The organism is Komagataeibacter medellinensis NBRC 3288 (genome assembly GCF_000182745.2).
In the GTDB taxonomy this organism is placed as follows: Bacteria; Pseudomonadota; Alphaproteobacteria; order Acetobacterales; family Acetobacteraceae; genus Komagataeibacter; species Komagataeibacter medellinensis.
In genome coordinates this window covers 2,699,622-2,724,652 of the sequence record NC_016027.1, presented here as the reverse complement: position 1 = coordinate 2,724,652, position 25,031 = coordinate 2,699,622, and the positions used below count along the sequence as shown (strand labels likewise).

Sequence of the window (25,031 nt, the reverse complement as noted above, 5' to 3'; positions counted from 1 at the left end):
CAAAACCGCATTCCGCTACTCGACGTAGATGCAGACCTGCGTTGCACTGCCAGATGAGATGGTACGGGCATCCATCTCGGCCTGATCGCTACCCGCACCCGCATCCATGACCGCCTGCAGGACAGGCCGACCACTTGCAGTCACGACCCCGGACATGTCACCCGGCGTGCCGTCCGCCCTGTCGGGCACATTCACGACAATGGTGAACAGGGCGTTGGGCTTGCGCGCCAGCGCATCGACCACGGCCGCCCTGACCGCAGGCCGCCACTGGCTGTCGGGCGTGCCGGCCACAATGGTGACGAGCGCAGGGCGGTCCATGCCCGGCACGGGCGGCGGTGGCGCCAGAGGCAGCCGGGGCGGATCACCGGCATGGCGGTTGAAGGTTTTCTGGCTAATCAGCGCACACCCGCCCAGCACCGGCAGGCACAGGGCGACGGCAAGAACGGCATGGCAGACAGGACGGGCATGGCGGTGGTGCATGGCCCGTTACCGATACAGTATCCCCCCCACCGGGCATAGTAGGCAACATTGCAATGTTGCCGCCATGCGCGCGGCGCATTAGTACAAGCTGTGTGGCTCCAACCGATCCTGCCGCGACACATGGACGATGCCGATGCCAGAAGACCAAGCCTGCGCCTCCCTGCCCGATGATAAAACGCCCGAGCCCCCCACCATGCCCGGGCGCCTGATTGCGGCAATCCGCCACGCCATAGGTATCCATGAACCCGACCGGCGTTACGCCCCGCATGCGCGGGTCATGGCCGGTTTCTGTGCGGTGTTGTGGAGTCGCTTCCTCCGTTTCGATCCCGCCAGCCCCGAATGGCCGGACCGTGACCGCTTTGTCGTCTCCTCCCCCCGCTACCGCGTGCTGCCTGCCATCATGGCCGAACTGTCCGGGCAGGCCCCCCAACCCCCGCATGGCGCCCACCCCGCGCCGCCCGCGCATGAACGCCAGGCCTGTGGCCCCAACGGGCAGGGGCTGGGAGCAGCCATCGGCATGGCCCTGGCCGAATACAGGCTTGCAGCCCGTTTTGGCCGCTCCCTGGTCAACCACCGCATCTGGGCGCTGGGGTGCTGGACGGAACTCTCTACCGGGGTCGCGCTGGAAACAGCGGCCCTGGCGGGCGAACTTGCGCTGGACCGTGTCACTCTGGTGGTGGGCCTGTGGCAGAGCGAGCGTGAGCAGGTGGATGCCATCTTGCCGCGCTACAGCGCATCAGGCTGGTCCGTGCGCAAGGTTGATGCGGGCAATCCCGAGCAGATCGCCGCTGTCATCGCCTCGTCGCAGCGTACGCACAAGCCCTGTCTGATCGCCTGCATCGCCACGCCAGAGACCGGGCCGCTTCCGCCATTCATCGATGATCCCGGTCTGTGGGCAGGGGCCGCGCGACGCGGGGCAAGTGCCCGGCGCTCATGGCTGCGCCGACTGCTCAAGGACCGGCAGAAGGCGGAATTCGAACGTGTGACCCGCAACCAGCGCCCTGCCTTCTGGCAACCCGACTGGCAGCGCTCATGGCGGGAGGAAGGGGCCGCGATTGCCCGTGTCTCCTCCGCTTTCGCAGCACGGCGGGGACTCGAGACCCTGCACGAACTGCTACCTGAACTGATCTGCCTGCGCTCACGCCAGGGCATGGCGGCCGACCTGTCCGCCAGCCGGCGCGGCGGGGGAGATGTGGAACTGAACTGCAACACGCAGGTGCATGGCATGGCCGCCCTGCTCAACGGCATAGCGCAACATGGCGGACTGCTACCGTTCGGGGCTTCCACCATCATCGCGGTGGACCGCATGCGCCCCGCCCTACGCTACGCCGCCATGACCGACCAGCAGGTGATCTACCTGCTGACCGATGACAACCTGCCCAGCAGCGACAGCGCTGGCGGTGGCCGGCCGGTGGAACAGCTTGCCAGCCTGCGCGCTATGCCCAACATGGCGGTTTTCCGCCCCGCCGACCACCGCGAGACCATGGAATGCCTGGAACTGGCCCTGCGCCGCACTACCGGTCCCAGCCTGCTTACACTGGAATCCACTCCCATCCTGAGCGCGCCCGCTCCCGAGCGCGAACTGCACGGACTAACCAACCTGTGCGCGCGCGGTGGCTATGTACTGGCAGAAGCACAGGGCGCACGGCAGGTTACGCTTGTCGCCACCGGGCATGAGGCGATCGTGGCGCTTGCAGCACGCAAACTGTTGAAGGAGGCAGGTATTGCAGCGGCGGTCATATCCCTTCCATGCTGGGAACTGTTCGCCGCCCAAAAAATGACGTATCGTGCCACCGTGCTAGGAACAGCACCCCGGATCGGGATAGAGGCCGCATCGGGATTTGGATGGGAACGCTGGCTTGGCGCGGACGGACTGTTTGTTGGCATTGACGGGTTCGGGGCATCCCTGGACCAGCCCGGCAGCCCGGCTGACATCACACCGGAACGGATCTGTCGCGATGCCATGCGGCTGGTCAATCCCCTGTCCGATACCCAGCCTGGAACCACGGGAGGAAACGGCGCGCCTCCACCCGGAATGGCATCGGTCGATGCCAGTGTGTGAACATGTCTGACCCTTACGGAGAAAATAAGAAAATGGCTGTTAAAGTCGCAATAAACGGTTTTGGTCGCATTGGTCGCCTCGTGCTGCGTGGCATTATCGAAAGCGGTCGCACGGATGTCGTGCCCGTTGCCATCAATGACCTCGGCAGTGTGGAAGATAACGCACACCTGCTGTCCTATGACAGCGTGCACGGCCGCTTTCCCGCCGATGTGAAGGTGAACGGCAACCAGATCATCATCACCGCCAATGGCCGCACCTACGCCCCCATCACCGTTTCGGCCGAAGCCGACCCGACGAAGGTGCCCTTCCAAGGTGTTGACGTGGCACTGGAATGCACCGGCCGCTTTACCGACAAGGAAAAGGCCGCCCAGCTTATCAAGGCAGGTGCGCGCAAGGTGATCGTGTCTGCCCCGGCATCGGGCGTGGACGCCACCATCGTATTCGGCGTGAATCAGGATGTGCTCACGCCGGACATGACCGTCATCTCCAACGCCTCGTGCACCACAAACTGCCTAGCCCCCGTGGCCAAGGTGCTGGATGATGCGTTCGGCATCGAATGCGGCTACATGGTCACCATCCATTCCTATACCGGTGACCAGCGCACGGTGGACACCCTGCACAAGGACCTGCGCCGCGCACGCGGTGCGGCGCTGAACATGATCCCGACCTCCACCGGGGCCGCCCGCGCCGTGGGCCTGGTGCTACCGCACCTCAAGGGCAAGCTCGACGGCACCGCCATCCGCGTACCCACGCCCAATGTCTCGCTGGTTTCGCTTGATTTCGTACCCAAGACTGCCCCGTCCTCCGTCGAGGCCGTGAACGAGGCCGTACGCAAGGCATCCGAATCCGGGCCGCTCAAGGGCATTCTTGCCTACAATACAGCACCACTGGTCAGCACCGACTTCAACCACTCGATCGCGTCCTCCACGTTCGATGCCACCCAGACGGCGGTGATCGATGGCGGCAGGCTGGTACGCATCTGCAGCTGGTACGACAATGAATGGGGCTTCTCCAACCGCATGGCCGACACGGCCGCCGTATTCGGGGCGCTGTAATGGCCGCCACTTCCTTCAAGACGCTGGACAGCCTTGATGCCGCTGGCAAGAAGGTTCTCCTGCGCGCTGACCTGAATGTTCCCGTGCGGAACCGCCAGATTACCGATGCAACCCGTATCATGCGCCTGCTGCCCACCATACAGGAACTGGCGCAGAAGGGTGCGAAGGTGATCGTGGTCAGTCACTTCGACCGCCCAAAGGGCAGGCCGGTTCCCGAAATGTCGCTCGGTCCCATTGCCGATGCGCTGGGGGATGCGCTGGGCCGTCCGGTCACCTTTGTCGATGACTGTATCGGCCCCAAGGCACAACAGGCGGTAGCCGCCATGCAGGATGGCGACGTTGTGGTGCTGGAAAACACCCGCTTCTACCCCGGTGAGGAGCAGAACGACCCCGAACTGGCCAAGGCGTTCGCAGCCCTGGCCGATTACTACGTGAACGATGCGTTTTCAGCAGCGCACCGCGCCCATGCTTCGACCGAAGGGGTGGCGCGCCTGCTGCCTTCATTCGCCGGTCGCCTGATGGAGACGGAACTCAACGCGCTCAACATCGCGCTAGAAAACCCTGCCCGTCCGGTGGGGGCCATTGTGGGCGGTGCCAAGATCTCCACCAAGCTCGACCTGATCGGCAACCTGCTTGAAAAAGTGGACATGCTGATCATAGGCGGGGCCATGGCCAACACTTTCCTTGCGGCACAGGGCGTAAATGTCGGCCGGTCGCTACAGGAAGCGGACATGCATGACACCGCTCGCACCATCATGACCAAGGCGAAAGACAAGGGCTGCGAGATCGTGCTGCCGGTCGATGCCGTGACCGCGACCGACTTCCAGGCCAACGTGCCAACCAAAACCGTGCCGGTCAGCGCCATCCCGGCCGATGCGATGATGCTGGATGTTGGGCCGGAGACGGTCATGCTGATCAATCAGAAGATCGCCACCCTGAAAACGCTGGTCTGGAACGGCCCGCTGGGTGCGTTCGAGATCACGCCCTTCGATGCCGCAACCAACGCGGTGGCGCAGGAAGTCGCCCGCCTGACCGATGCGGGCGCGCTCAAAAGCATTGCCGGTGGCGGCGATACGGTCTCCGCCCTGCGTCATGCGGGGGTGGAGAAGCATATCTCCTACATCTCGAGTGCTGGCGGCGCCTTCCTTGAATGGATGGAAGGCAAGACGCTACCAGGCATCATGGCGCTGGAAAGCATCTTTGAACGCGCCATGCCAATCTGAAGGCAAATCATAAACACTTCCGGGCGCTGCTTTTTTCCAAAAAGGCAGCGCCCTTCAACGCTTTTGAAAACAGCTTCACCAAAAACTTTTCCAGGTTTTCCAAACAGTCCCGGACTGAAATGAAAAAGGGACCATCCTATCGGATGGTCCCTTTTTTATGCCTGACCGGTCGTGCGGGATCAGTCCGGCTATTACGGGTGTTCTGCCTCGGACTGGGGCAGTTCGGTACCTTTCTCCTGCCCTTCGGCAGGAATGTCCTCACGCTCAATGACCTTGATCGAGTCGCCAACCAGCCCCCTGGCAAAAGCCTCGGCGGAGAACGGCCGCAGGTCATCCGCCTGCTCACCTACGCCAACAAGATGCACCGGCAGGCCAAATGCATCGGCCAGCGCCACCACGATCCCGCCGCGCGCCGAGCCATCGAGTTTGGTCACGACCAGTCCGGTCACGTTGACCAGTTCCTTGAACACGCGCACCTGCTCCACCGCGTTCTGCCCGGTGGTGGCGTCCAGCACCAGCAGCACGGAATGGGGTGCCGTTTCATCAAACTTGCGCATGACGCGGATGATCTTGGCCAGTTCCTCCATCAGGGCGCTCTTGTTGTGCAGGCGGCCCGCCGTATCGACCAGCAGCAGATCGGCACCTTCCGCCGTGGCGCGCTTGAGGGCCTCGAACGCCAGACCCGCCGCATCGGCATTGGGCTTACCCGCGATCACGGGCGCACCCGTGCGCTCGCCCCAGACCTGCAACTGTTCAACGGCGGCGGCACGAAAGGTATCGCCCGCAACCATCATCACCTTCTTGCCCTGCTCACCATAAAAACGGGCCATCTTGCCGATGGTGGTGGTCTTGCCCGTACCGTTCACGCCAACAACCAGCACCACATGTGGCTTGAGCTTGGGGTCGGGTTCAAACGGAATGGCAACGGGTTGCAGGATATTGGCAATTTCTTCCGCCAATGCCTGACGCACTTCCTCGTCCGTGACTTCCTTGCCGAATTTGGCGCGACGGAAGGAATCAATCACCTTTTCCGCTACATTCGGGCCAAGGTCGGCAGAGATCAGCAGATCCTCAAGTTCCTCCAGCGCCTCATCATCCAGCTTGCGCCGGGTGAAGACGGCGGTAATACCACCGCTGAGTTTCTGGGTGGAACGCGACAGTCCCGCCTTGAGGCGTGAGAAGAAACCAAGTGCCATATCAGAGAATTTCCGCAACCAGTCCGTTATCGTCAACCGCCGCCGCGCGCACCGTCTCGATGCGCCCGGCCACGGACACCACGCCATCCGCCAGCCTTACAGGAGCGAATTCCTCGCTATGGCCCGCCGTGTCCGTTTCCATCAGAACCCGTAGCGTGCGCCCCATGAGTCGTGCATGGAAATCATGCGCCGCCTGTGCGCCTGCGGCCCGCAGCCGCGCTGCGCGTTCCTTGCGCGCGGGCACAGCAATGGCGGGCATGCGGGCGGCCGGCGTGCCCGGACGCTCACTATAGGGAAAGACATGCAGGTAGGGCAGCGCATTGGTACGCACAAAATCGAGTGTCTGTTCAAACAGGCCCTCATCCTCGGTCGGGAAACCGGCGATGATATCCGCCCCGATGCCGATATCGGGCCGCAAGGACCGCGCCCGCGCCACAACACCCGCCGCATCCGCGGTAAGGTGGCGGCGCTTCATGCGCTTGAGGATGATGTCGCTGCCTGCCTGTAGTGACAGATGCAGGTAAGGCATGAAGCGCGGCTCGCTTTCCAGCAGCTTCCATATGTCCTCATCAATCTCCACCGGATCGACCGAGGACAGGCGCAGCCGCTCCAGTTCCGGCACCAGCGCCAGCAGCCTGCGGCACAACTGCCCCAGCAGGGGCTTGCCGGGCAGGTCATGCCCCCATGATGTAATGTCCACACCGGTCAGCACCACTTCGCGGTAGCCCGAACGCACAAGGGCGCGCACCTGCTCCACCACAACCCCCACCGGCACGGAACGCGACGGTCCGCGCCCGAAGGGAATGATGCAGAAGGTGCAGCGGTGATCGCAGCCCTGCTGCACCTCCACGAAGGCACGGGTGCGGCCGGCAAACTCGGTTACCAGATGGGGGGCCGTCTCGCGTGCCGCCATGATGTCGGATACGGCATTGCCTTCACCCAGCGCCATCTCGCTCCAGCTTGCGGCTTCCAGCTTCTCACGGTTGCCCAGTACGCGGGTCACGCCCGGCAGGGCCGCCCAGCGATCGGGATCGATCTGGGCGGCGCAACCGGTCACTACAATACGCGCATCAGGCCGCTCGCGGTGGGCGCGGCGCACGGCCTGGCGGGCCTGGCGCTCGGCCTCGCCCGTCACCGCGCATGTGTTCACGATCACCACATTGTCCAACGCGGCTGCGTGGTTGCGCATTACCTCGCTCTCATATGTGTTGAGGCGGCAGCCGAAGGTCAGAATTTCAGGCTTCTTCATCGGGGATAGTCTTCGGGGTTGAACGTGCCGGTAAAACTGGTGGTGGCGGGACCGGTCATCAACACATGTCCGTCGCTTTCACGCCATGTGATGGTCAGTTCGCCGCCATCCATCTGCACGGTACAGGTCCGCTCCACCAGTCCACGGCGTATGGCATTGACCACGGCGGCACATGCGCCCGATCCGCACGCCCGCGTCAGGCCGCTGCCGCGTTCCCATACCCGCAGCCGCATGGCGTCACGTCCCATGACATGGGCAAAACCGATATTGGCGCGTTCAGGAAACAGCGGGTGATGTTCAAGTTCCGGCCCCGCCACGCACGGGTCCACCGCATCGGGCGCGGACAGGAAGAACGTAGCATGCGGGTTGCCCATGGACACCGCTGCGGGGTCCCCAGGTATGGGCAGGTGCAGCGTGTCCATGGCTTTGGCCAGCGGCACATCGGCCCAGCCCTGCGCGGGCACACCCATATCCACCCGCACCACGCCCGGCCGCACAAGGGTCGCAGCCAGCACGCCCGCACGGGTCTGCAACCCGACCTGCGCGCGTCCGGTCTCACGCGCCACAAGATCGGCCACGCAGCGCGAGGCATTGCCGCATGCACCGGATTCCGAACCATCAGCATTGAAGAAGCGTACGAACACATCAGCACCTTCCGCACAGGCCGGGCGCAGGGTCACGAACTGGTCGCAGCCAATACCCGTATGCCGGTCACTAAGGGCTGCAATGCGGGCAGGTGTCAGGTCATGGCGGTGGGTGCGTTCATCCACCACCACAAAATCATTACCCAGCCCGTGCATCTTGAGAAAACCGGTCATCATCCGTCCTGTATAAGGCCATCACGCCCCTGTTTGCGAGCGGGATGGCACCGCAGGCGCGCGCTTGCAAGCCCGATCAGACAAAACGCCCCGGCCTGCCGCGCTGCAGAACCTCAATCTTGTAACCATCAGGGTCGGTTATGAAGAAGAACCGCCCTACAAACCGATCCCCGCACGACATGTCCTTTATTGCCAGCGGTGATAGACCGGCAGCGACAAGCCGGACATGTTCCGCATCCACATCGGCAACCGATACCGCCAAGTGGCCATAACCATCACCCAGATCATAGGGCGTGGTCCGGTCATGGTTTACGGTCAGTTCCAGTTCAAACGTCTGTTCAGCGTTCGAGAGGTAGATAAGGGTAAAGGTATCAAAAACAAGCTGGTCAGCCACTTTCAGGCCAAAAGCGGTTTCATAGAAGGCAAGGCTTGCCGCCGCATCACGCACGCGGATCATGGAATGGATCATACGGGCCATCTGTTTTTTCTCCTGTCATACGTGCGCGGACGCATGATAATACGCCCATCGCCCTGCCCCCGCTAAGATCGGGCGCTGTTCCATCTGTACTGTCTGGCACATCCATGAATGACCTGCACGGGTTCCACCCGCAATCCTTCACTGTCGCTTCAGCGGAATCTGACACCCTGTTCTATTCCCGCATGCCTGCTGGCCCCATGCTGGACCAGGGGGCACAGACGGCCATAACCGCTCTGTACCGCACGCTACTGCCCGAGGATGGCAACATCCTTGACCTGATGGCAGGACCTGACAGCCACCTGCCGGCCGATATGGAATTTGGCAACGTGATCGGCATTGGCGTGAACGCGCAGGCGCTCGACAGCAATACCCGCCTGACCGACCGTGTGGTGGAAGACCTGAACGAGACCCCCGAACTGCCCCTGGCCGATGAAAGCATGGATGCCGTGCTATTGTGCGATGTGGTGCCCTACCTACGCCAGCCCGTGGCCCTTCTGCGCGAAGTAGCGCGCGTGCTGCAACCCGGCGGCCTGATTGTCATCACGTTTGGTACACGCTTCATCGCGCACAAGGCCACGGCCCTATGGCAGGCACTGGACGGGACGGACCGCCGCCGCATGCTTGAAACCCTGCTGGCACGCGCGGGTTTTGGCCCGGTGGACTATGGCACCGTCACCCCAGCACCCGAGGACATGTTCTGGCACGATGCGGTCCATGCGATAACGGCCCGCCGCCCGGACAGCATATAAGACCCATGCCACAAGACAGCCCCACGACCAGAACAGGAAAATATAGACGCAACAGTCCATAAAATGGTGCGTTCTTAAAAGAAAATATCATTTACCTGTTTATCTGGAAATGTTTTGACATAATATATGTCTGAAACCTAATCGTGGGGCCTCCTGACCTTAAATGCGGATTCCACCCTTTTCCACCCATCGGCATGCCCGCGTTGCCGGCATGCTGATGGTGTGTTCCTTTCTGGCCCCCCCCTGCGCGGCATGGGCTGATGATGACCCGGAATCGCTGGACATCATGGAACGCCAGATGGAACACCTGCAACAACAGCAGATGGCGCTCCAGAACGATCTCATGGCCATGCGCCAGCAGATCGCCCGCCACCGCGCCCAGACGGGCGGCAACGCGGCGGTAGCCCATTCATTGCAGGTAACCGGTTCGGGCGGCCATGTACGCGGTGGCTGGGTGCCGACCGAAGGCCATACAGCCACCGCGCACATGGCCGCCGGGACGGAAATGGAAACGCACGGCCGCACACCGCATATCGGCGGCACGGCTGCCTCCCCCTTCGAGCCGGCTGACACGCCAACGCTGGAATCCGTCGTGGCTCATCGGGAGGAAGACCTGATCTCCCACATGGCCAACAACAATGTCGGCCCCCACAACCGCGAGACGGTGGGCGCGCAGTCCGCCGGCGCACTGGGCAACAAGGTGTTTCACCTTGGTCCGGTTTCCATTATCCTCGGCGGGTTCTTCGATGCGGCGGCACTGGTGGAAAACCGGCAGGTCTCATCGGGCATATTCAATTACTGGAACGCCATCCCCTTCCGTGACAGCTCGAATTTCCACACCACCAACTTCAATGGTGATGCGCGGTATTCGCGCTTCTCGCTCATGGCACGCGGACAGCTCAACCCGCACCTGACCGTAGCAGGATTCGTGGAAACCGATTTTGGCGCCAGTGCCGAGACCACCAATCCGTACGAGAGCAATTCCTACGTGCCCCGCCTGCGTCAGGCGTATCTGACACTCGATGATTCGCGCGCGAACACCCATTTCCTGATTGGTCAGGCATGGACCATGCTCACCCCGGACCGCGTGGGCATCGTGCCCCGACAGGAGAGTCTGCCAGAAACCATCGAATCCTCCATTCTGGCGGGTCAGACATGGTCTCGGCAGTGGCAGGTACGTGTGGTCAAGGACTTCCTGCAGCACCGGCTGTGGACGGGCCTTTCCATCGAAAACCCGGCCACGATCTATGACACCACCGGCTTTGGTACCGCAGGCGATAACGGCGAATATGCCCTGCCCAATGGCGGTTATGCCAAGATCGGCTCCAACGGCGTGGGGCTGAGCAGTGCGACCACCAACTATTCCAACGAGATCGCACCCGACGTAATCGGCAAGCTGGCATGGGACCCACACTGGGGCCATTACGAAGTGGAAGGCGTGGTCCACTTCCCGCATGACCGCTCTGTCATCAACGGCGTGGGCCAGAACCATACCGCCGTTGCATGGGGTGCGGGCGGGTCGATGATCCTGCCGGTCATCCCGCACCGGCTGGAAGTGCGGCTGGCGGGGCTGGCGGGGCGCGGCATTGGCCGTTACGGCTCCGTGCTGCTGCCTGATGCCACGCTGCGCGCCAATGGCGCGCCGGCGCTGCTGTCCTCCGCCCAGACCACAGCGGGCGTGATCGCGCACCCCAACAAGGTACTCGACGTATATGGCTATTTCGGCATGCAGCGTTCGGGCCGCAGTTCTTTTGATGCGGATGGGCAGGCTTATGGTTACGGCAACCCGCTGGCAGACAATACCGGCTGCATGACGGAAGGCTCCAACCTCAACTCCGCCGCCCTTGGGGGCTGCACCGCCAACATCCGCTCGGTGGAAGAGTTTACCATCGGTGCGTGGTACCGCTTCATCCACGGCCAGTACGGCACGGTGCAGGCGGGCACGCAGTTGGCCTATTCACGCGTGCATACATGGGGTGGCATGGGTGGCGCGCCCACGACCAGCCTGAGCGAGATCTTCTTCGACTTCCGCTACCTGCCCTTCCAGTAAGGGCTTCCATGCCGGGCGCGATATTGCGTCCAGCATAGAAAAAGGGGATGGTGGCCCGCTATCTGGAACGAGGGAAGGACCTGCGCTCATGTCAATCGGGTTGCGGCGGTGGATGCTGTGGGGATGGTTGTGCTGCGGCGTGGGGCTTTTGCCGGGCGTGGCACTGGCTGAGGGTGGCCATGCGGACGCTGGCAATGAAGACCCCGGCGAAGCCTCGCAGCGCCATGCTTCCATGCACCAGCTTTCCAGAAGGCCGCCCCTGCCGCGGCTGCATATGGATTACAGCCAGTACCGCTACATTCCGCAAGGCGACAAGGTCAAGGAACAGCCGGACGTGAACCGCCTGCTGTTCTGGACGCCAACGGGGGAACCTGATGGCTATGCCGAAAAACGCGGCACGGCCATCCTGTATTATGATCGTACCGGCAAGGCCATACGGGTCGATACCAATCCCTACAACCGTTAACTGACAAAAGCTTTTGGGCGCTTCCTTTTTTTAAAGCGGTGTTCCTCCGAAGCTTTTTGAAAAAAGCTTCACCAAAAACTTCCTTGTTTTTAATGCGGTTCAGCCTGAAGCATAGAGCCGTGCCAGCATGGCTTCATCCAGCAGCAGGTCGGCGGCAGCTCCATCGGCCATCAGGCGGCCATGGCGCAGCAACAGCGCACGGTCAAACACGCAGGCGGCCTGAATCGGGTCATGCGTGGTGGCGATGATGGCATGCCCCTGCCCCGCAAGACGGCGCAGCAGAGCATACAACCGCTGCTTCTGTCCGTAATCCAGCCCGGTTTCCGGCTCATCGAGCACCAGCATGCCCGCCCCCTGCGCCAACGCACGTGCCAGCAGCACGGCCTGCCGTTCGCCACCCGAAAGGTCAGTGTAGGCACGATCAGCCAGATGGGTAATGGCCAGTTCCCCCAGCGCATGGGCCACCGCATCCCGGTCGGCTTCCCGCAGGTGGGGGGCGAAGGGTGCCTCCGCCAGTCGCCCCATGCCTACGATGTCGCGCACACTATAGGGAAACAGCGGCACATGCCCCTGCGGCACATAGGCAATGCGGCGTGCGATCTCACGCCGCGACCAGGTCGCCATCGGCTGCCCCTCCAGCCAGACCTCCCCGCCATCGGGCCGCGCAAGCCCCAGCAGCAGGCGCAAAAGCGTGGTCTTGCCCGCGCCATTAGGCCCCAGCAGGGCCACAAGCTCACCGCGGTTTACGGAAAACGAAAGGTCATGCAGCACGCCGCGCCTGCCACGCTGAAAGCCCACATGGTCCATGCACAGCAGGATATCGGCACAACTCATGCCCGCCACCCCCGGCGCAGCAGCGGCAGTACGGCAATGAACACCACCACCCCCAGCAGGTCGGCAATCAGGCCCACGGGGATTTCCTCGGCCGAGAGGGTGCGCGCCAGATCATCGCAGACCAGCAGGAACATCGCGCCAATACACGCGCTGACCGGCAGCACCCGCATGTTGCACGGCCCCACCAGCAGCCGCGCCACATGCGGCACCACCAGGCCAACCCAGCCAATCATGCCCGCAACCGATACGGTCAGCGCCGCCAGCACGGTGGCGGCACCAATCACCCCATAACGCAGCGCCACAACGGGTATGCCAAGCGTGCGGGCTTCCTCATCGCCCATGGCCAGCCCATCCAGCATCCGGCCGCAGGCGGATAGCAGCACGATCCCGACCGCAACCGGCCCGGCCAGCACGCCCAGCGCCCCCGGTGTAACCTGCGTAAGGCTGCCCAGCAGCCAGAATACGATGTCAGGCAACTGGTTCTGCGGGTCTGCCACGTATTTGAGCAGTGACAGCAATGCCGTGAACAGCGCCGAACTGATCAGCCCGCCAAAGACCAGCATCATCATAGAAGCCGCATCAAACACCTGTGCAATCCCGACCCCCACACCTACGGCCACCAGTCCGCCAAGGAAGGACAGCCCGGCCACGCCGCCATGCCCCAGATTCCACACAATGCCCAGCGCCGCACCAGTGCCCGCCCCCGCCAGCACGCCGAGTAGGCCGGGCGAGACCAACGGGTTGCGGAACACGGCCTGATACGCTGCCCCCGCCACCGACAGCGCGGCCCCCATGCACACCGCTCCGCCAATACGCGGCAGACGCGCGCCAAGCAGGATGCTCCGCACCATGTCCGCGCCATTACCCGTGGTATGCGGTGCCAGCAGCACATGAAACACCTGCCCCACGGCAAGCGGAAACCGCCCCACGCAGGCTGACACCACGATCAGTGCCAGCAGCCCAAGACCACACAGCCCCCCTACCAGACCTGCGCGCAGGTTCACGGGTGCAGGCCTGCCGGGGGGTGCGGCAGGGGCTGTGGTGGGCGGGCGGCCAGAATAAGCTGTGCCTGCTCCGCACTCAGTTCATAATGGAACCACGTGTGGTAGAAATCCCGTGTCATGGCTACAGGGTCGAGATCGGCAAACAGTTCGGGATGAAGGGTCTTTGCCGCCCAACGGATCTGCAAAGGCAATTCGCTGCCATAGCGGTCCCATGTAAAGGCACCCGACGGATTCTGGTGCACATGCCCCTCACGCACCGCGCGCAGGTTCTGCCATGCCGCCTGCACCCCCGCATCAGGCGTGCCGGAGTCGGGACCAAGAATGATGACATCGGGGTCCCACGCCGCCACCTGCTCGATGGAGACGGGCTTCATGTTCCCGCTCACCCCCGTTGCGGCGTTCCGGCCACCGGCAAGGCTGATCCATTCATCAACAATACTGTCCGCCCCATCCACGCGCAGCGGGTGGAGCGACTGCACATGCAGCACGCGCGGCCTTGCCCCGGCCGGGACATGCGTCAGGCGGTCACGCACGTCATTGACGCTCTGCGTCATCATCTGGCGATAGCGGGTAGCAGTATCATGCGCCTGGGAGGTGCCAAGTGCGGTTGCGGTCATGTCCACCACCCGCAGCAGTCCTGCCACATCGTGGAAAGAGGCCATGAGCGTCGGCACGCCCACCCCCCGAAAGGCCGTGATGGTGGCCGTTGCGTCAGGCACGAAAACAAGGTCAACCCGGTCGCGCAGCAGGGCCTCGGCAGTGACCTGCGGCCCGTTGACGACGCGCGCCTGGAACAGCACGGGAAAGACGGTGTACATCCATGGCCGCGCCTGCGGGCGGTCCACGGTCATGGCAATCTGCCCCGCACCACCCAGCATGAGCACCAGTTCGTTATGGGCAAACCACAGATCGGCAATCCGCGCCGGTTGGTCCGGCACGGACTGGATGGTGCCCGCCATGTCGGTCACGTCGCGTGCCATGGCGGGACGGTGGGCGACCATGCCAGCCACCATGAGGCAGGCCAGCGCCCTGATCCCTGCATGCCCCATACCCCTGTTCACCATGCTGCCCCCTGTGGTCCATATTATATCGTGTCAGATATATACATGAACCACGGGCGCGCAATCAGCCCCTAGTCAGCATAGGTGCTGATATCGGGGCAGGAACAGACAAGGTTGCGGTCCCCATAGGCGTTATCAAGCCGGTTGACGGGCGACCAGTATTTGCTGGCCGGGTTCATGCCGCCTGGCAGGCAGGCCACCGCGCGGTCATAAGCCCGCACCCAGTCCGCATCAGTCAGGTCACGCACAGTGTGGGGGGCGTGGCGCAAGGGGCTGTCCTCAACGCCCAGCGCGCCATTTTCAACTGCCGCGATTTCAACGCGGATGGCGATCATGGCATCACAGAAACGGTCCAGTTCGGCCCGGCTTTCAGATTCCGTGGGCTCGATCATGAACGTGCCTGCCACCGGAAAGCTGACGGTGGGCGCATGGAAGCCATGGTCGATCAGGCGCTTGGCAATATCATCCACCGTAACGCCCGTCGCATCCTTGAGCGGACGCAGGTCGAGGATGCATTCATGCGCCACACGCCCATTCGCCCCCCGGTATAGCACCGGGTAATGATCCGACAGGCGGGCGGCGATATAGTTGGAGTTCAGGATCGCGATTTCGGTCGCGCGCTTCAGCCCCGCATCGCCCATCATGACCATGTACATCCACGAAATCGGCAGCACATCGGCGGAGCCAAAAGGGGCGGCCGAAATAGCATTGGCCCCACCCAGTTGCGGCGCGCCCGGCAGGTAGGGCGCCAAATGCGCCCCCACCCCGATCGGCCCCATGCCGGGGCCGCCGCCGCCATGGGGAATGCAGAAGGTCTTGTGCAGGTTGAAATGGCTGACATCGCCGCCATACACGCCCGGCTGCGCAAGGCCGACCTGTGCGTTCAGGTTCGCGCCATCTACGTAAACCTGCCCGCCTGCCGCGTGAACCTGTTCACAGATCTCGCGTACGTTCTCTTCAAACACGCCGTGGGTGGAAGGATAGGTGATCATGATCGCGGCAAGCTGGTCGGCGTGTTTTGCGACCTTGGCCTTCAGGTCCGCCATATCCACGTTGCCCTGCGCATCGCATGCCACAACCACCACCTTCATGCCCGCCATCTGGGCGGAAGCCGGGTTGGTGCCATGGGCGGATGCCGGAATCAGGCACACATCGCGCCCCGCTTCACCGCGCGCGCGGTGGTAGCCGCGAATGGCCATAAGCCCCGCGAATTCGCCCTGCGCACCCGAATTGGGCTGGAGCGAGACCGCATCATACCCACTGATCTGGCACAACATGCGCTCCAGATCGGCAAACAGGCGGGCGTAGCCGCGCATCTGGTCAGCAGGTGCGAAGGGGTGGATGTCGCAGAATTCGGGCCATGTGATTGGCAGCATTTCCGCCGTAGCGTTGAGCTTCATGGTACACGAACCCAGCGGGATCATGGAGCGGTCCAGCGCCAGATCACGGTCAGCCAGGCGGCGCAGGTAGCGCAGCATGTCGGTTTCCGACCGGCAGGCCGAGAAAATGGGCTGGGCCAGCAGGCCGCCCGTGCGGGCAAGGCTGGCAGGAATGGCATCGGGCGCATCGGCAAGGCCGGATTCCATGGCCGCCACACGCGCGCCATCCCCGCTTACGCTGCTCCAGATGGCCCGTACGATCTCAGGCGTGGTGGTTTCATCAAGGCTTATACCCACATGCGCATCATCTACGCGGCGCAGGTTCATGCCTGCCGCCAGCGCGCGCGCCATAACCGCACCGGTCTGCGCACCAGTGTTGAGTGTAATGGTGTCAAAGAACGCATGCGTCACCACATCGGCACCCAGCGCACGCAGGCCAGCAGCCAGAAGACAGGCCAGCCGGTGCACACGGGCGGCAATGGCCTTCAGCCCTACCGGCCCATGGTACAGCGCATACATGGATGAGACGATGGCGGGCAGCGCCTGCGCCGTGCAGATGTTCGAGGTCGCCTTCTCGCGCCGGATATGCTGCTCACGCGTCTGCAGTGCCAGGCGGTAGGCGGGCTTGCCGCGCGTATCGATGGAAACACCCACGATACGCCCGGGAATATTGCGGCGGAAAGCATCGCGCACCGCCATGTAGGCCGCATGCGGCCCCCCTGCCCCCATGGGCATGCCGTAACGCTGCATGGAGCCAACAGCAATATCCGCCCCCAGTACGCCGGGGCTTTGCAGCAGCATCAGCGCCAGCGGATCGGCACACAGGGCGGCAACCGCACCGGCGGCATGCAGCGCCGTGATCCACGGGCGCGGATCGCGGATTTCACCTGATGAGCCGGGATACTGGAACACCGCGCCAAATACCGCGCCCGCATCCAGATCGGTTGCGGGATTGCCCACCACAACCTGCCAGCCCATCGGCTCGGCGCGGGTGCGGATGACCGCAATGGTCTGCGGGTGGCAGTCGGCATCAACAAAAAAGGCGTTTGCCCTGCTTTTCGCCACGCGTCGCGCCATGGCCATGGCTTCGGCCGCCGCCGTGCCCTCATCCAGCAGCGATGCATTGGCCACGTCCAGCCCGGTCAGTTCCATAACCAGTGTCTGGAAGTTCAGCAGCGCTTCGAGCCGCCCCTGGCTAATCTCGGGCTGATAGGGGGTATAGGCCGTGTACCAGGCCGGGTTTTCCAGTACGTTGCGCTGGATCACGCCGGGCAGGATGGTGCCGTAATAGCCCTGCCCGATGAGCGAGGTCAGCACGCGGTTCTCATCCGCAATGGCGCGCAGGCGGGCCAGCGCCACGTGCTCGGGCACACCCGCGCCAAGGCCCATCGCCCCATCCAGGCGGATGCTGCCCGGCACGGTCTGCGCCATCAGGCTGTCAAGCGTGTCAGCGCCCACCACACGCAGCATCCCGGCCACGTCATGCGCACCGGGACCGACATGGCGGGTGCAGAACGCACCCCCATCATCACCCACATCATGCCACAGGGAAGAAGAACTACGGGAGGAAGACGTCACGGCCAGCATACTCCGTAAAGGCTGAACAGAAGGGGGTTAAGGGTCAGCCAACCAGCGCGGTGTAGGTGGCGTGGTCCAGCAGACCTTCAAGCTGGGATGCATCGGCCACGGTCATGCGCACGATCCAGCCTTCGCCCTCGGGGTCGCGGTTGACGAGGGCGGCGTCATCGGTCAGCGCATCGTTGAAAGCCAGCACATCACCTGTAACCGGTGCATAAATGTCCGATGCGGCCTTGACGGATTCGACTACCGCCACACTGTCGCCCTGCTCCACCGTGGTGCCGGGGTCGCGGGCTTCAGCAAAGACCAGTTCACCCAGTTCACCTGCCGCATGCGCGGTAATGCCAACCACCGCGACATTGCCCTCAACGCGCAGCCACTCATGTTCCTTCGTGTAATAGACAGTCATCTCGATCACTCCATTGCTCTTGAATTACAGGCTGAAAAACAGGCCGTCCTAGCGTTTGAACGTGGGGGCCACAAACGGCAGGGCGCTGACCTGCACGGGCAGCAGGCGCCCGCGCACGGAAGCAAAAAGCCGCGTGCCGGTACCGGCATGGTCGGCGGCGACATACCCCATGGCCACGGGGCCGCCCACGCTGGGGCCGAATGCGCCAGAGGTAACGCGGCCCACGGGCGTAGTCCCGACCTCATCGGCAAACAGTTCGGTGCCGCCGCGCACCGGGGCACGGCCTTCGGCGCGCAGGCCAACACGGCGGCGCGTGGTGCCATCCGTCAACTGGTCGGCCACGATGGCAGCACCGGGATAGCCACCCGCACGCGCGCCACCGGGCCTGCGGCTTTTCTGGATGGACCATTCAAGGGCTGCCTCGACCGGGCTGGTGGCCAGGTCGATATCGGCACCATACAGGCACAGCCCGGCTTCCAGCCGTAGGCTGTCACGCGCGCCAAGGCCCGCAGGCGCCACACCGGGGCAGGTCAGCAGGGCGCGGGCCACCGTTACGGCATCATTATCCGCCATACCGATCTCGTAGCCGTCCTCACCCGTGTAGCCTGAACGCGAGACGATGCAGGAAACACCGGCAAGTTCCAGTTCCGCCACATCCATGAAGCGCATGGTGGCGGCTCCGGGGTTGAGGCTGGCAAGGGCTGCTTCCGCCGCCGGCCCCTGCAGCGCGATCAGCGCGCGGCCTTCGAGCATCTCCACCATGCAGGTCTGGCTCAGGGCTTTGTGCACATGGGCAAAATCGGCCTGCTTGCATGCGGCATTGACCACCAGCAGCAGCCACTCCCCCATGTTGGCGACCATCAGATCATCGCTTATGCCACCATCGGGCGTGGTGAATACGGCATAGCGCTGGCGACCGGGTTTGAGGGCCACGATATCGGCTGGCACCAGCGCTTCCAGTGCGCGGGCGGCATCGGCCACCTGGCTGGACTGTGTGCGGATACGGACCTGCCCCATATGCGAGACATCAAACAGCCCTGCCTGTGCACGCGTATGCAGATGTTCAGTCATGACACCGGCAGGGTACTGCACCGGCATCTCGTACCCGGCGAACGGCACCATGCGGGCACCAAGCTCAAGGTGCAGATCGTATAACGGAGTACGCAGCAATGGCTGGTTCATGCGGGCAGGGCCTTATGCAGGTCCGCATGCGCGCAGGCAGCCCCACATGCGCGGCATGCGGGCGACGTGGCACGATACGCGCCAGCGGAACAGGAATGGGAAAACGGAGGTGGAACGGGGATAGGCAGCAGGCTGGACATGCGGGACTCCTGGCGAATCCATAAGGACCCTGAAGTGCCCCTTCTGTCGCATGTGCCTGAGATCGCTATCCCGTCGGCGGGTCTCCTTTGCAGGAGACCTCTTTCCAGAAGTCTTGTTCGACCGGTCCTTTGGCCTGAGAGTTTCCGGGGCGGTTGCTCCTTCGGCGCCAGCGCTGGGCTGGTCTCTCCCGTATCGACACTGCCGACTTGACATGACCCACCGGGCCAAGTCAATCCATGAAAAGCGCCCCGCGGCACAACGGCATGGCCTGTGCCCTGCGGGCAATACGTTCCTGCTACGCAACATAAACCCAAGGATAGTCCCGCCATGACCACAAGCCCGCTGACCATTGTGGCCGAATTCCGCATTGCAGCCGAACACCGCGCGCATTTTCTTGAACTGTGCGCTTATGACAGCGCGCATTCCGTGGCGGATGAAGCCGGTTGCCAGCGCTTTGAAGCGGTCAGCCCGTCAGATGACCCGCAGACCATCATCTTGCTGGAAGTCTATGATGATGAAGCCGCGTTCGAGGCCCACCTGGCCACTCCTCACTTCAAGGTTTTCGAAACCGGGGTGAAGGAACTGGGCGCGGAACTGGTCAGCCTGCGCAAGGCGGCTCGCATGGCTCCTGTTGCCTGAAGCACAGCCCTATCATGCAAAAAGGCCGGGGGCATGCGCTCCCCGGCCTTTTTGCATGCGATACACCTGCCATGGGCGCGTAATCAGCGCGGCAGGTTCTGCGCGATGTAGGGCGGCAGGGTGAAGGAGGCAACGTGCATTTCCGGCGTCCAGTACCGCGTGCCTTTGATACCCGCCTTTTCCGCGCGTGCACGGATCATATCCACTGTCTGCCGGCCCGGCACGCTGCCCTTGGCCGCAACGCCCAGCGTCATGAATCCACCAACATAGGTGGGCACGGCTGCGACATAGGCCGATACGTGGTCAAAGAACTGCCCACGCCGCGCGCTGGTGTCACGCAGTTCATCCGCCTGCATGAATGGCACGCCGCACTGGTTCACGATAATGCCGTTGGCGGTGAGAATGCGCGCGCAGTGCTTGTAGAACGAATCGGTAAACAGCACTTCGCCAACCCCGATCGGGTCGGTGCTGTCCACGATAATCACGTCAAACGACCCATCAGCCGCGTTGGTGACATACTCGATCCCGTCACCCACAATCACTTCGGCGCGCGGGTTGGTCCAGGCATCACCTGCAATGGCGGGCAGGAACTTCTTGGACAGTTCGATGACATCGCCGTCGATCTCGACCATCACCGCCTTTTCAACGGTGCCGTGTTCCAGCACGCGGCGCAGCACGCCGCCATCGCCCGCGCCAATGACCAGCACGCGCTTCGCATCGCCATGTTCGAGCAGCGGCACATGGGTCAGCATTTCCTGATAGACGAATTCATCGCGTTCCGTGATCTGGACCACGCCATCAAGCATCAGCACACGGCCAAGATCGACGTTCTCGAACACGGCGATATCCTGGAACGCGCTTTTCCTGCGCGCCAGCATCCGGTCCACACGCAGTTCCTGCCGCCAGCCTTCGTACAGGCCTTCGCTGATCCACTCACGGGACATTGCGATCCCCTTTCCGTCCTAATCAATACACATGAAAAAGCACGGGCCGGAAATCAATCCGGCCCGGCACTTCGACTATTTTTAGTGAAAGATACACCGGGGCCAATCGGTAGCCATACCCCGGTTACCGCCGCTCAGAGCGGCACGCGCCCACGGCGCTGCTCATCCACCTCGATCCGGCCGGCCTGGAACAGGCGCTGCATGACCGGAATCGCAAGATGCGGATCGCATGCCCCACACATGAAAATGTCCACGGCGGCAAAGTTGCGCTCGGGCCATGTGTGGATGGAAATGTGGCTTTCCGCCAGCACGACCACACCCGACACGCCGCCATTGGGCGTGAAGTGATGGAAGTGGCTGTGCAGAATCGTAGCCCCGGCCGTTACGGCGGCCTCACACAGGGTACGGTCAATCTGCTCGGGATCATCAAGATTCCGGGCGTCCCAAAGATCGACAAGAAGATGCGTTCCCGCAAACTTCATCCCGTCTTTTTCGACGAAGTAATCTTTCCGGTCGTCCTCGGACGAAAACGGCGCTGAAGAGATCTGGTTATCGCTCGGGTGTTCCGAGACCATCCCCAGTTGAGCAAGTGCGTTCATCACGTACCCCCAAACCAGTAGACAGCCTGTTGGGCAGAATTGCCCCCTTGGGCCAAGAAAGGCGCTGATAAGGCCTGCGGGGCCTGGGGTGCAAGTGTTTTCCGCACCCCTGCCAAAGTTTTTTTAAGCCAGGCCCCCGACATCAGCAAAAACAGACGTCTATTTTACAGGTTTACGACTGCTCTTTGCCGGTTTCCCTTTCTTTTTAGCAGGTTCAGCCACCTTGGCCGCTGTGGCTTTTCTGTCGCGTGTCCCTGCCCTGCCCACAGGCTTCACCGCCGGTTCGGGAACCGGGACCAGCGGCCTGTGCTCCAGCAACGGGCGCAGGAATCGCCCGGTATGGCTGTCGGGGCTGGCGGCCACATCTTCCGGTGTGCCGCAGGCCACGATCCGCCCCCCGCCATCGCCGCCTTCCGGCCCCATGTCGATAACCCAGTCAGCGGTCTTGATGACTTCGAGGTTATGTTCGATCACCACCACCGTATTGCCCTGGTCCACCAGCGCATGCAGCACTTCCAGTAGCTTGCGTACATCCTCGGTATGCAGGCCCGTGGTGGGTTCATCGAGGATGTACAGCGTGCGACCCGTAGCCCTGCGCGCCAGTTCCTTGGACAGCTTGACGCGCTGCGCCTCGCCGCCCGAAAGGGTGGTCGCCTGCTGGCCCAACGCAACGTAGCCCAGCCCCACCTGCTGCAATATGGCCAGCCGGTCACGGATGCGCGGCACGGCAGAGAAATAGGGCAGCGCCTCATCCACCGACATGGCCAGCACGTCGGCAATCGACTTGCCGCGGAACTTCACGTCCAGCGTCTCGCGGTTGTAGCGGGCACCCTTGCAGGTATCGCAGGTGACGAACACATCGGGCAGGAAGTGCATCTCTATCTTGAGCACGCCGTCGCCCTGACACGCCTCGCACCGCCCACCTTTTACATTAAACGAGAAGCGTCCGGGCTTGTATCCTCGCGCCTTGCTTTCCGGCAGTTCGGCAAACCAGTCGCGGATGGGACCGAACAGATCGGTATAGGTAGCCGGGTTGGAACGCGGGGTGCGGCCGATGGGCGACTGGTCGATGTCGATGATCTTGTCCAGCTGATCCAGCCCGTCGATCGCCGCATAGGGTGCGGGGTTCTGCCCCGACCCCATAAGCCTGCGTGAAAGCGCCTTGTACAGCGTGTCGATCACCAGCGTGGACTTACCGCCGCCTGATACCCCGGTCACACAGGTAAAGGTGCCCAGCGGGAACCTGGCCGTCACATCCTTCAGGTTGTTGCCCGTCGCCCCGCGCAGCACCAGTTCACGTGCGGGATCGATGTCCCGGCGTTTTGCCGGTACGGGAATGCATTTGCGGCCCGACAGGTACGCCCCCGTCAGGCTATCGGGGTTTTCGGCCACTTCCTGCGGTGTGCCAGCGGCCACGACCATGCCGCCATTCACGCCCGCGCCCGGCCCCATGTCGATCAGCCAGTCGGCGGCGCGGATCGCATCCTCGTCATGCTCGACCACGATCAGGGTATTGCCCAGTTTCTTGAGCCGATCCAGCGTGCCCAGCAGGCGTTCATTGTCACGCTGGTGCAACCCGATGGAGGGTTCGTCAAGCACATACAGCACGCCCGTCAGGCCCGACCCGATCTGGCTGGCCAGGCGGATGCGCTGGCTCTCGCCCCCCGACAGCGTAGCCGACCCGCGTGACAGCGTGAGGTAGTCCAGCCCCACATCATCAAGGAAGCGCAGTCGGTCAAGGATTTCACGCAATATGCGGTGCGCGATCTCGGCGCGCTGGGGCGTAAGCGTCGCTTCCACCGTGCCGAACCAGTCCAGCGCCTTGCGGATGGGCATGTCCGATGCCTGCGCAATGTTCAGGTCCGCCACCCTGACCGACAGCGCCTCGGGCCGCAGGCGTGCGCCACCGCACACATGGCATGGCTTTTCGGACTGGTAGCGCGACATCTCCTCGCGCACCCATACGCTGTCGGTTTCCGCCATGCGGCGGCGCAGGTTGGTGACCACGCCCTCGAACGGTTTGGTCAGGCTGTAGGCCCGGCGGTCGTCACGATACGTGAACTCGATCGGGTCCTTGCCGCCTTCAAGGATCACGTCACGCACGCCTTCGGGCAGGTCCTCCCAGGGTGTATCCATCGACACGCCATAATGCGCGGCAATGGAGGCCAGCGTCTGAGTGTAATACGGGCTCTGGCTGTTGCGCCACGGGGCGATGGCACCCCCGCCCAGCGAAAGCGATTCGTCAGGCACGATCAGGCGCGGATCGAAAAATGTTTCCAGCCCGATACCATCACAGGCCGGGCACGCACCCTGCGGCGCGTTGAAGGAGAACAGGCGAGGCTCCACCTCCTCCAACGTGAAACCGCTGACGGGACAGGCGAAACGTGAGGAAAAGACCGTGCGCGGGGCTTCCTCGCCCTCCGGCAGCTTCTTTACCACTTCTTCGGCATAGACCAGGCCATCAGACAGGCCGAGTGCTGTCTCGAAACTGTCGGCAAGACGGCTTTCTATACCTTCCTTGACCACGATGCGGTCCACCACCGCTTCCACCGTATGGCGCAGGCGGCGGTTGAGTTCGGGCACCTCGTCAATAGTATAGAGCGTGCCGTCCACCTTGGCGCGGGTGAAGCCCTTGCGCTGCAGTTCGGCCAGTTCCTTCTTGCACTCACCCTTGCGGTCCCGCAGCACCGGGGCCAGCAACATCAACCGCGTACCTTCCGGCATGGCCATGACGCGATCAACCATCTGGCTGATCGTCTGCGCCTCGATCGGCAGGCCGGTAGCGGGCGAATACGGCACGCCCGCGCGCGCCCACAGCAGGCGCATGTAATCATGTACCTCCGTGACCGTGCCGACGGTGGAACGGGGATTCTTTGAGGTCGTCTTCTGCTCGATGGAAATCGCGGGCGACAGCCCCTCGATCGAGTCGACGTCCGGTTTTCCCATAAGTTCGAGAAACTGCCGCGCATAGGCTGACAGGCTTTCCACATACCGGCGCTGGCCTTCGGCATAGACGGTATCGAACGCAAGCGATGACTTGCCCGACCCCGATAGCCCGGTCATGACCGTCAGCGCGTCACGCGGTATGTCAATATCGACATTTTTCAGGTTATGTGCCCGTGCGCCCCGCACGCGGATGGACTGCTGGCTGACATGCTGGGCCGCCGGAACCTTCTGCCCCGGACGTGAAGAAACGCTCATGAACTCTCCCTGTTCCGCCCCCGCGCGCGAGAGCGGGATGCCGACCGCCATTGCCGGCCTGCCCCATTATCTGGCCCTGCCTGACCGTTACGACAAGAGCAGCAGCATGCTCCGCACCCGGTCATGTCACCACTGACTGCCCGGCAGGCCGATACCCCGCCGGAAAACCGCTGCCTTCCCCTAAAGAGGAGTCTCCGGTAAGATCACCACATCTATTTCGCCACGGCTGCCCAA

The 25,031-nt window shown here is 63.0% G+C and carries 22 protein-coding genes and 1 riboswitch; of the genes, 8 read left to right on the top strand and 14 right to left on the bottom strand.

Annotated elements, in window-relative coordinates; translation table 11 throughout:
* Nucleotides 1–15: 15 nt before the first annotated feature.
* Complete coding sequence (locus GLX_RS12760; RefSeq protein ID WP_014106373.1) at nucleotides 16–480, bottom strand: hypothetical protein; 465 nt, start codon at nucleotides 478–480, stop codon at nucleotides 16–18.
* 133 nt (nucleotides 481–613) lie between these two features.
* On the opposite strand from GLX_RS12760, the gene GLX_RS12755 reads away from it, so the two are divergent.
* From GLX_RS12755 to GLX_RS12745, 3 genes are read left to right on the top strand one after another with little or no spacing between them, the layout of a single operon-like run.
* Nucleotides 614–2,542 (top strand): transketolase-like TK C-terminal-containing protein, encoded by a 1,929-nt coding sequence (locus tag GLX_RS12755; RefSeq protein ID WP_041247418.1) that lies wholly within the window; start codon nucleotides 614–616, stop codon nucleotides 2,540–2,542.
* A 32-nt stretch (nucleotides 2,543–2,574) separates the two neighbouring features.
* Nucleotides 2,575–3,597, top strand: coding sequence for a type I glyceraldehyde-3-phosphate dehydrogenase (gap, locus tag GLX_RS12750; protein ID WP_014106371.1), 1,023 nt, complete (start codon nucleotides 2,575–2,577; stop codon nucleotides 3,595–3,597).
* Nucleotides 3,597–4,820 carry a phosphoglycerate kinase gene (locus GLX_RS12745; protein WP_014106370.1) on the top strand — a complete coding sequence of 408 codons (1,224 nt, stop codon included), beginning with the start codon at nucleotides 3,597–3,599 and terminating at the stop codon, nucleotides 4,818–4,820. The genes gap and GLX_RS12745 overlap by 1 nt, the downstream gene beginning before the upstream one ends.
* A 191-nt stretch (nucleotides 4,821–5,011) precedes the next feature.
* On the opposite strand, the gene ftsY is transcribed toward GLX_RS12745, so the two are convergent.
* The 4 genes from ftsY to GLX_RS12725 form a co-directional block, all read right to left on the bottom strand.
* Complete coding sequence (gene ftsY, locus GLX_RS12740; RefSeq protein WP_014106369.1) at nucleotides 5,012–6,016, bottom strand: signal recognition particle-docking protein FtsY; 1,005 nt, start codon at nucleotides 6,014–6,016, stop codon at nucleotides 5,012–5,014.
* 1 nt (nucleotide 6,017) lies between these two features.
* On the bottom strand, nucleotides 6,018–7,265 hold the full coding sequence (gene mtaB, locus GLX_RS12735) for a tRNA (N(6)-L-threonylcarbamoyladenosine(37)-C(2))-methylthiotransferase MtaB (protein ID WP_014106368.1): 1,248 nt from the start codon (nucleotides 7,263–7,265) through the stop codon (nucleotides 6,018–6,020).
* Nucleotides 7,262–8,086, bottom strand: coding sequence for a diaminopimelate epimerase (gene dapF / locus GLX_RS12730; protein ID WP_014106367.1), 825 nt, complete (start codon nucleotides 8,084–8,086; stop codon nucleotides 7,262–7,264). The genes mtaB and dapF overlap by 4 nt, the downstream gene beginning before the upstream one ends.
* A gap of 73 nt (nucleotides 8,087–8,159) precedes the next feature.
* Nucleotides 8,160–8,561: a VOC family protein gene (locus GLX_RS12725; protein ID WP_014106366.1), complete on the bottom strand. Its 402-nt coding sequence runs from the start codon at nucleotides 8,559–8,561 to the stop codon at nucleotides 8,160–8,162.
* Between the two features lie 104 nt (nucleotides 8,562–8,665).
* Here GLX_RS12725 and GLX_RS12720 point away from each other — a divergent pair, with 104 nt between their 5' ends.
* The 3 genes from GLX_RS12720 (at nucleotide 8,666) to GLX_RS12710 (ending at nucleotide 11,826) form a co-directional block, all read left to right on the top strand.
* Complete coding sequence (locus tag GLX_RS12720; RefSeq protein WP_014106365.1) at nucleotides 8,666–9,310, top strand: class I SAM-dependent methyltransferase; 645 nt, start codon at nucleotides 8,666–8,668, stop codon at nucleotides 9,308–9,310.
* Between the two features lie 163 nt (nucleotides 9,311–9,473).
* Nucleotides 9,474–11,360, top strand: coding sequence for a hypothetical protein (locus GLX_RS12715; RefSeq protein ID WP_014106364.1), 1,887 nt, complete (start codon nucleotides 9,474–9,476; stop codon nucleotides 11,358–11,360).
* A gap of 88 nt (nucleotides 11,361–11,448) precedes the next feature.
* The gene (locus tag GLX_RS12710) at nucleotides 11,449–11,826 is read left to right on the top strand and encodes a hypothetical protein (protein WP_014106363.1); all 378 of its coding nucleotides are present in this window, start codon (nucleotides 11,449–11,451) and stop codon (nucleotides 11,824–11,826) included.
* A 99-nt stretch (nucleotides 11,827–11,925) separates the two neighbouring features.
* On the opposite strand, the gene GLX_RS12705 is transcribed toward GLX_RS12710, so the two are convergent.
* The 6 genes from GLX_RS12705 to gcvT form a co-directional block, all read right to left on the bottom strand.
* Nucleotides 11,926–12,660 (bottom strand): ABC transporter ATP-binding protein, encoded by a 735-nt coding sequence (locus GLX_RS12705; RefSeq protein ID WP_014106362.1) that lies wholly within the window; start codon nucleotides 12,658–12,660, stop codon nucleotides 11,926–11,928.
* Nucleotides 12,657–13,664 (bottom strand): FecCD family ABC transporter permease, encoded by a 1,008-nt coding sequence (locus GLX_RS12700; RefSeq protein WP_014106361.1) that lies wholly within the window; start codon nucleotides 13,662–13,664, stop codon nucleotides 12,657–12,659. Before GLX_RS12700 ends, GLX_RS12705 begins: the two co-directional genes overlap by 4 nt.
* Nucleotides 13,661–14,728: an ABC transporter substrate-binding protein gene (locus GLX_RS12695; protein ID WP_014106360.1), complete on the bottom strand. Its 1,068-nt coding sequence runs from the start codon at nucleotides 14,726–14,728 to the stop codon at nucleotides 13,661–13,663. Before GLX_RS12695 ends, GLX_RS12700 begins: the two co-directional genes overlap by 4 nt.
* 68 nt (nucleotides 14,729–14,796) lie before the next feature.
* Nucleotides 14,797–17,691 (bottom strand): aminomethyl-transferring glycine dehydrogenase, encoded by a 2,895-nt coding sequence (gene gcvP, locus GLX_RS12690; RefSeq protein WP_014106359.1) that lies wholly within the window; start codon nucleotides 17,689–17,691, stop codon nucleotides 14,797–14,799.
* Between the two features lie 34 nt (nucleotides 17,692–17,725).
* The gene (gene gcvH / locus GLX_RS12685) at nucleotides 17,726–18,091 is read right to left on the bottom strand and encodes a glycine cleavage system protein GcvH (protein ID WP_014106358.1); all 366 of its coding nucleotides are present in this window, start codon (nucleotides 18,089–18,091) and stop codon (nucleotides 17,726–17,728) included.
* A 48-nt stretch (nucleotides 18,092–18,139) separates the two neighbouring features.
* Nucleotides 18,140–19,273 (bottom strand): glycine cleavage system aminomethyltransferase GcvT, encoded by a 1,134-nt coding sequence (gcvT, locus tag GLX_RS12680; RefSeq protein ID WP_014106357.1) that lies wholly within the window; start codon nucleotides 19,271–19,273, stop codon nucleotides 18,140–18,142.
* Between the two features lie 253 nt (nucleotides 19,274–19,526).
* Nucleotides 19,527–19,614, bottom strand: a riboswitch (glycine riboswitch).
* A 127-nt stretch (nucleotides 19,615–19,741) separates the two neighbouring features.
* Here gcvT and GLX_RS12675 point away from each other — a divergent pair.
* The gene (locus GLX_RS12675; protein ID WP_041247417.1) at nucleotides 19,742–20,053 is read left to right on the top strand and encodes a putative quinol monooxygenase; all 312 of its coding nucleotides are present in this window, start codon (nucleotides 19,742–19,744) and stop codon (nucleotides 20,051–20,053) included.
* Between the two features lie 83 nt (nucleotides 20,054–20,136).
* Here GLX_RS12675 and speE read toward each other — a convergent pair whose 3' ends face one another.
* The 3 genes from speE to uvrA all read right to left on the bottom strand — a co-directional run bounded on the left by speE (nucleotide 20,137) and on the right by uvrA (nucleotide 24,797).
* Nucleotides 20,137–20,997, bottom strand: coding sequence for a polyamine aminopropyltransferase (speE, locus tag GLX_RS12670; protein ID WP_014106355.1), 861 nt, complete (start codon nucleotides 20,995–20,997; stop codon nucleotides 20,137–20,139).
* A gap of 134 nt (nucleotides 20,998–21,131) precedes the next feature.
* A complete protein-coding gene (gene speD / locus GLX_RS12665) occupies nucleotides 21,132–21,596 on the bottom strand; it encodes an adenosylmethionine decarboxylase (RefSeq protein WP_014106354.1) in 465 nt (154 codons plus the stop codon).
* Between the two features lie 159 nt (nucleotides 21,597–21,755).
* Complete coding sequence (uvrA, locus tag GLX_RS12660; RefSeq protein ID WP_041247871.1) at nucleotides 21,756–24,797, bottom strand: excinuclease ABC subunit UvrA; 3,042 nt, start codon at nucleotides 24,795–24,797, stop codon at nucleotides 21,756–21,758.
* Between uvrA and GLX_RS18500 the strand changes: the two genes are divergently transcribed.
* Nucleotides 24,796–24,933: a hypothetical protein gene (locus GLX_RS18500; protein WP_158309240.1), complete on the top strand. Its 138-nt coding sequence runs from the start codon at nucleotides 24,796–24,798 to the stop codon at nucleotides 24,931–24,933. The genes uvrA and GLX_RS18500 overlap by 2 nt on opposite strands.
* Nucleotides 24,934–25,031 lie beyond the last annotated feature (98 nt).

Excerpts from the sequence above, each read along its gene's own strand:
- mtaB (WP_014106368.1), bottom strand. The coding sequence starts at position 7,265 with ATGAAGAAGCCTGAAATTCTGACCTTCGGCTGCCGCCTCAACACATAT.
- GLX_RS12755 (WP_041247418.1), top strand. The coding sequence starts at position 614 with ATGCCAGAAGACCAAGCCTGCGCCTCCCTGCCCGATGATAAAACGCCC.
- GLX_RS12745 (WP_014106370.1), top strand. The coding sequence starts at position 3,597 with ATGGCCGCCACTTCCTTCAAGACGCTGGACAGCCTTGATGCCGCTGGC.
- GLX_RS18500 (WP_158309240.1), top strand. The coding sequence starts at position 24,796 with ATGAACTCTCCCTGTTCCGCCCCCGCGCGCGAGAGCGGGATGCCGACC.
- uvrA (WP_041247871.1), bottom strand. The coding sequence starts at position 24,797 with ATGAGCGTTTCTTCACGTCCGGGGCAGAAGGTTCCGGCGGCCCAGCAT.
- ftsY (WP_014106369.1), bottom strand. The coding sequence starts at position 6,016 with ATGGCACTTGGTTTCTTCTCACGCCTCAAGGCGGGACTGTCGCGTTCC.
- GLX_RS12675 (WP_041247417.1), top strand. The coding sequence starts at position 19,742 with ATGACCACAAGCCCGCTGACCATTGTGGCCGAATTCCGCATTGCAGCC.
- gcvH (WP_014106358.1), bottom strand. The coding sequence starts at position 18,091 with ATGACTGTCTATTACACGAAGGAACATGAGTGGCTGCGCGTTGAGGGC.
- dapF (WP_014106367.1), bottom strand. The coding sequence starts at position 8,086 with ATGATGACCGGTTTTCTCAAGATGCACGGGCTGGGTAATGATTTTGTG.
- gap (WP_014106371.1), top strand. The coding sequence starts at position 2,575 with ATGGCTGTTAAAGTCGCAATAAACGGTTTTGGTCGCATTGGTCGCCTC.
- GLX_RS12715 (WP_014106364.1), top strand. The coding sequence starts at position 9,474 with ATGCGGATTCCACCCTTTTCCACCCATCGGCATGCCCGCGTTGCCGGC.
- GLX_RS12705 (WP_014106362.1), bottom strand. The coding sequence starts at position 12,660 with ATGAGTTGTGCCGATATCCTGCTGTGCATGGACCATGTGGGCTTTCAG.
- GLX_RS12695 (WP_014106360.1), bottom strand. The coding sequence starts at position 14,728 with ATGGTGAACAGGGGTATGGGGCATGCAGGGATCAGGGCGCTGGCCTGC.
- GLX_RS12725 (WP_014106366.1), bottom strand. The coding sequence starts at position 8,561 with ATGGCCCGTATGATCCATTCCATGATCCGCGTGCGTGATGCGGCGGCA.
- gcvT (WP_014106357.1), bottom strand. The coding sequence starts at position 19,273 with ATGAACCAGCCATTGCTGCGTACTCCGTTATACGATCTGCACCTTGAG.
- GLX_RS12710 (WP_014106363.1), top strand. The coding sequence starts at position 11,449 with ATGTCAATCGGGTTGCGGCGGTGGATGCTGTGGGGATGGTTGTGCTGC.
- GLX_RS12720 (WP_014106365.1), top strand. The coding sequence starts at position 8,666 with ATGAATGACCTGCACGGGTTCCACCCGCAATCCTTCACTGTCGCTTCA.
- gcvP (WP_014106359.1), bottom strand. The coding sequence starts at position 17,691 with ATGCTGGCCGTGACGTCTTCCTCCCGTAGTTCTTCTTCCCTGTGGCAT.
- speE (WP_014106355.1), bottom strand. The coding sequence starts at position 20,997 with ATGTCCCGTGAGTGGATCAGCGAAGGCCTGTACGAAGGCTGGCGGCAG.
- GLX_RS12760 (WP_014106373.1), bottom strand. The coding sequence starts at position 480 with ATGCACCACCGCCATGCCCGTCCTGTCTGCCATGCCGTTCTTGCCGTC.
- speD (WP_014106354.1), bottom strand. The coding sequence starts at position 21,596 with ATGAACGCACTTGCTCAACTGGGGATGGTCTCGGAACACCCGAGCGAT.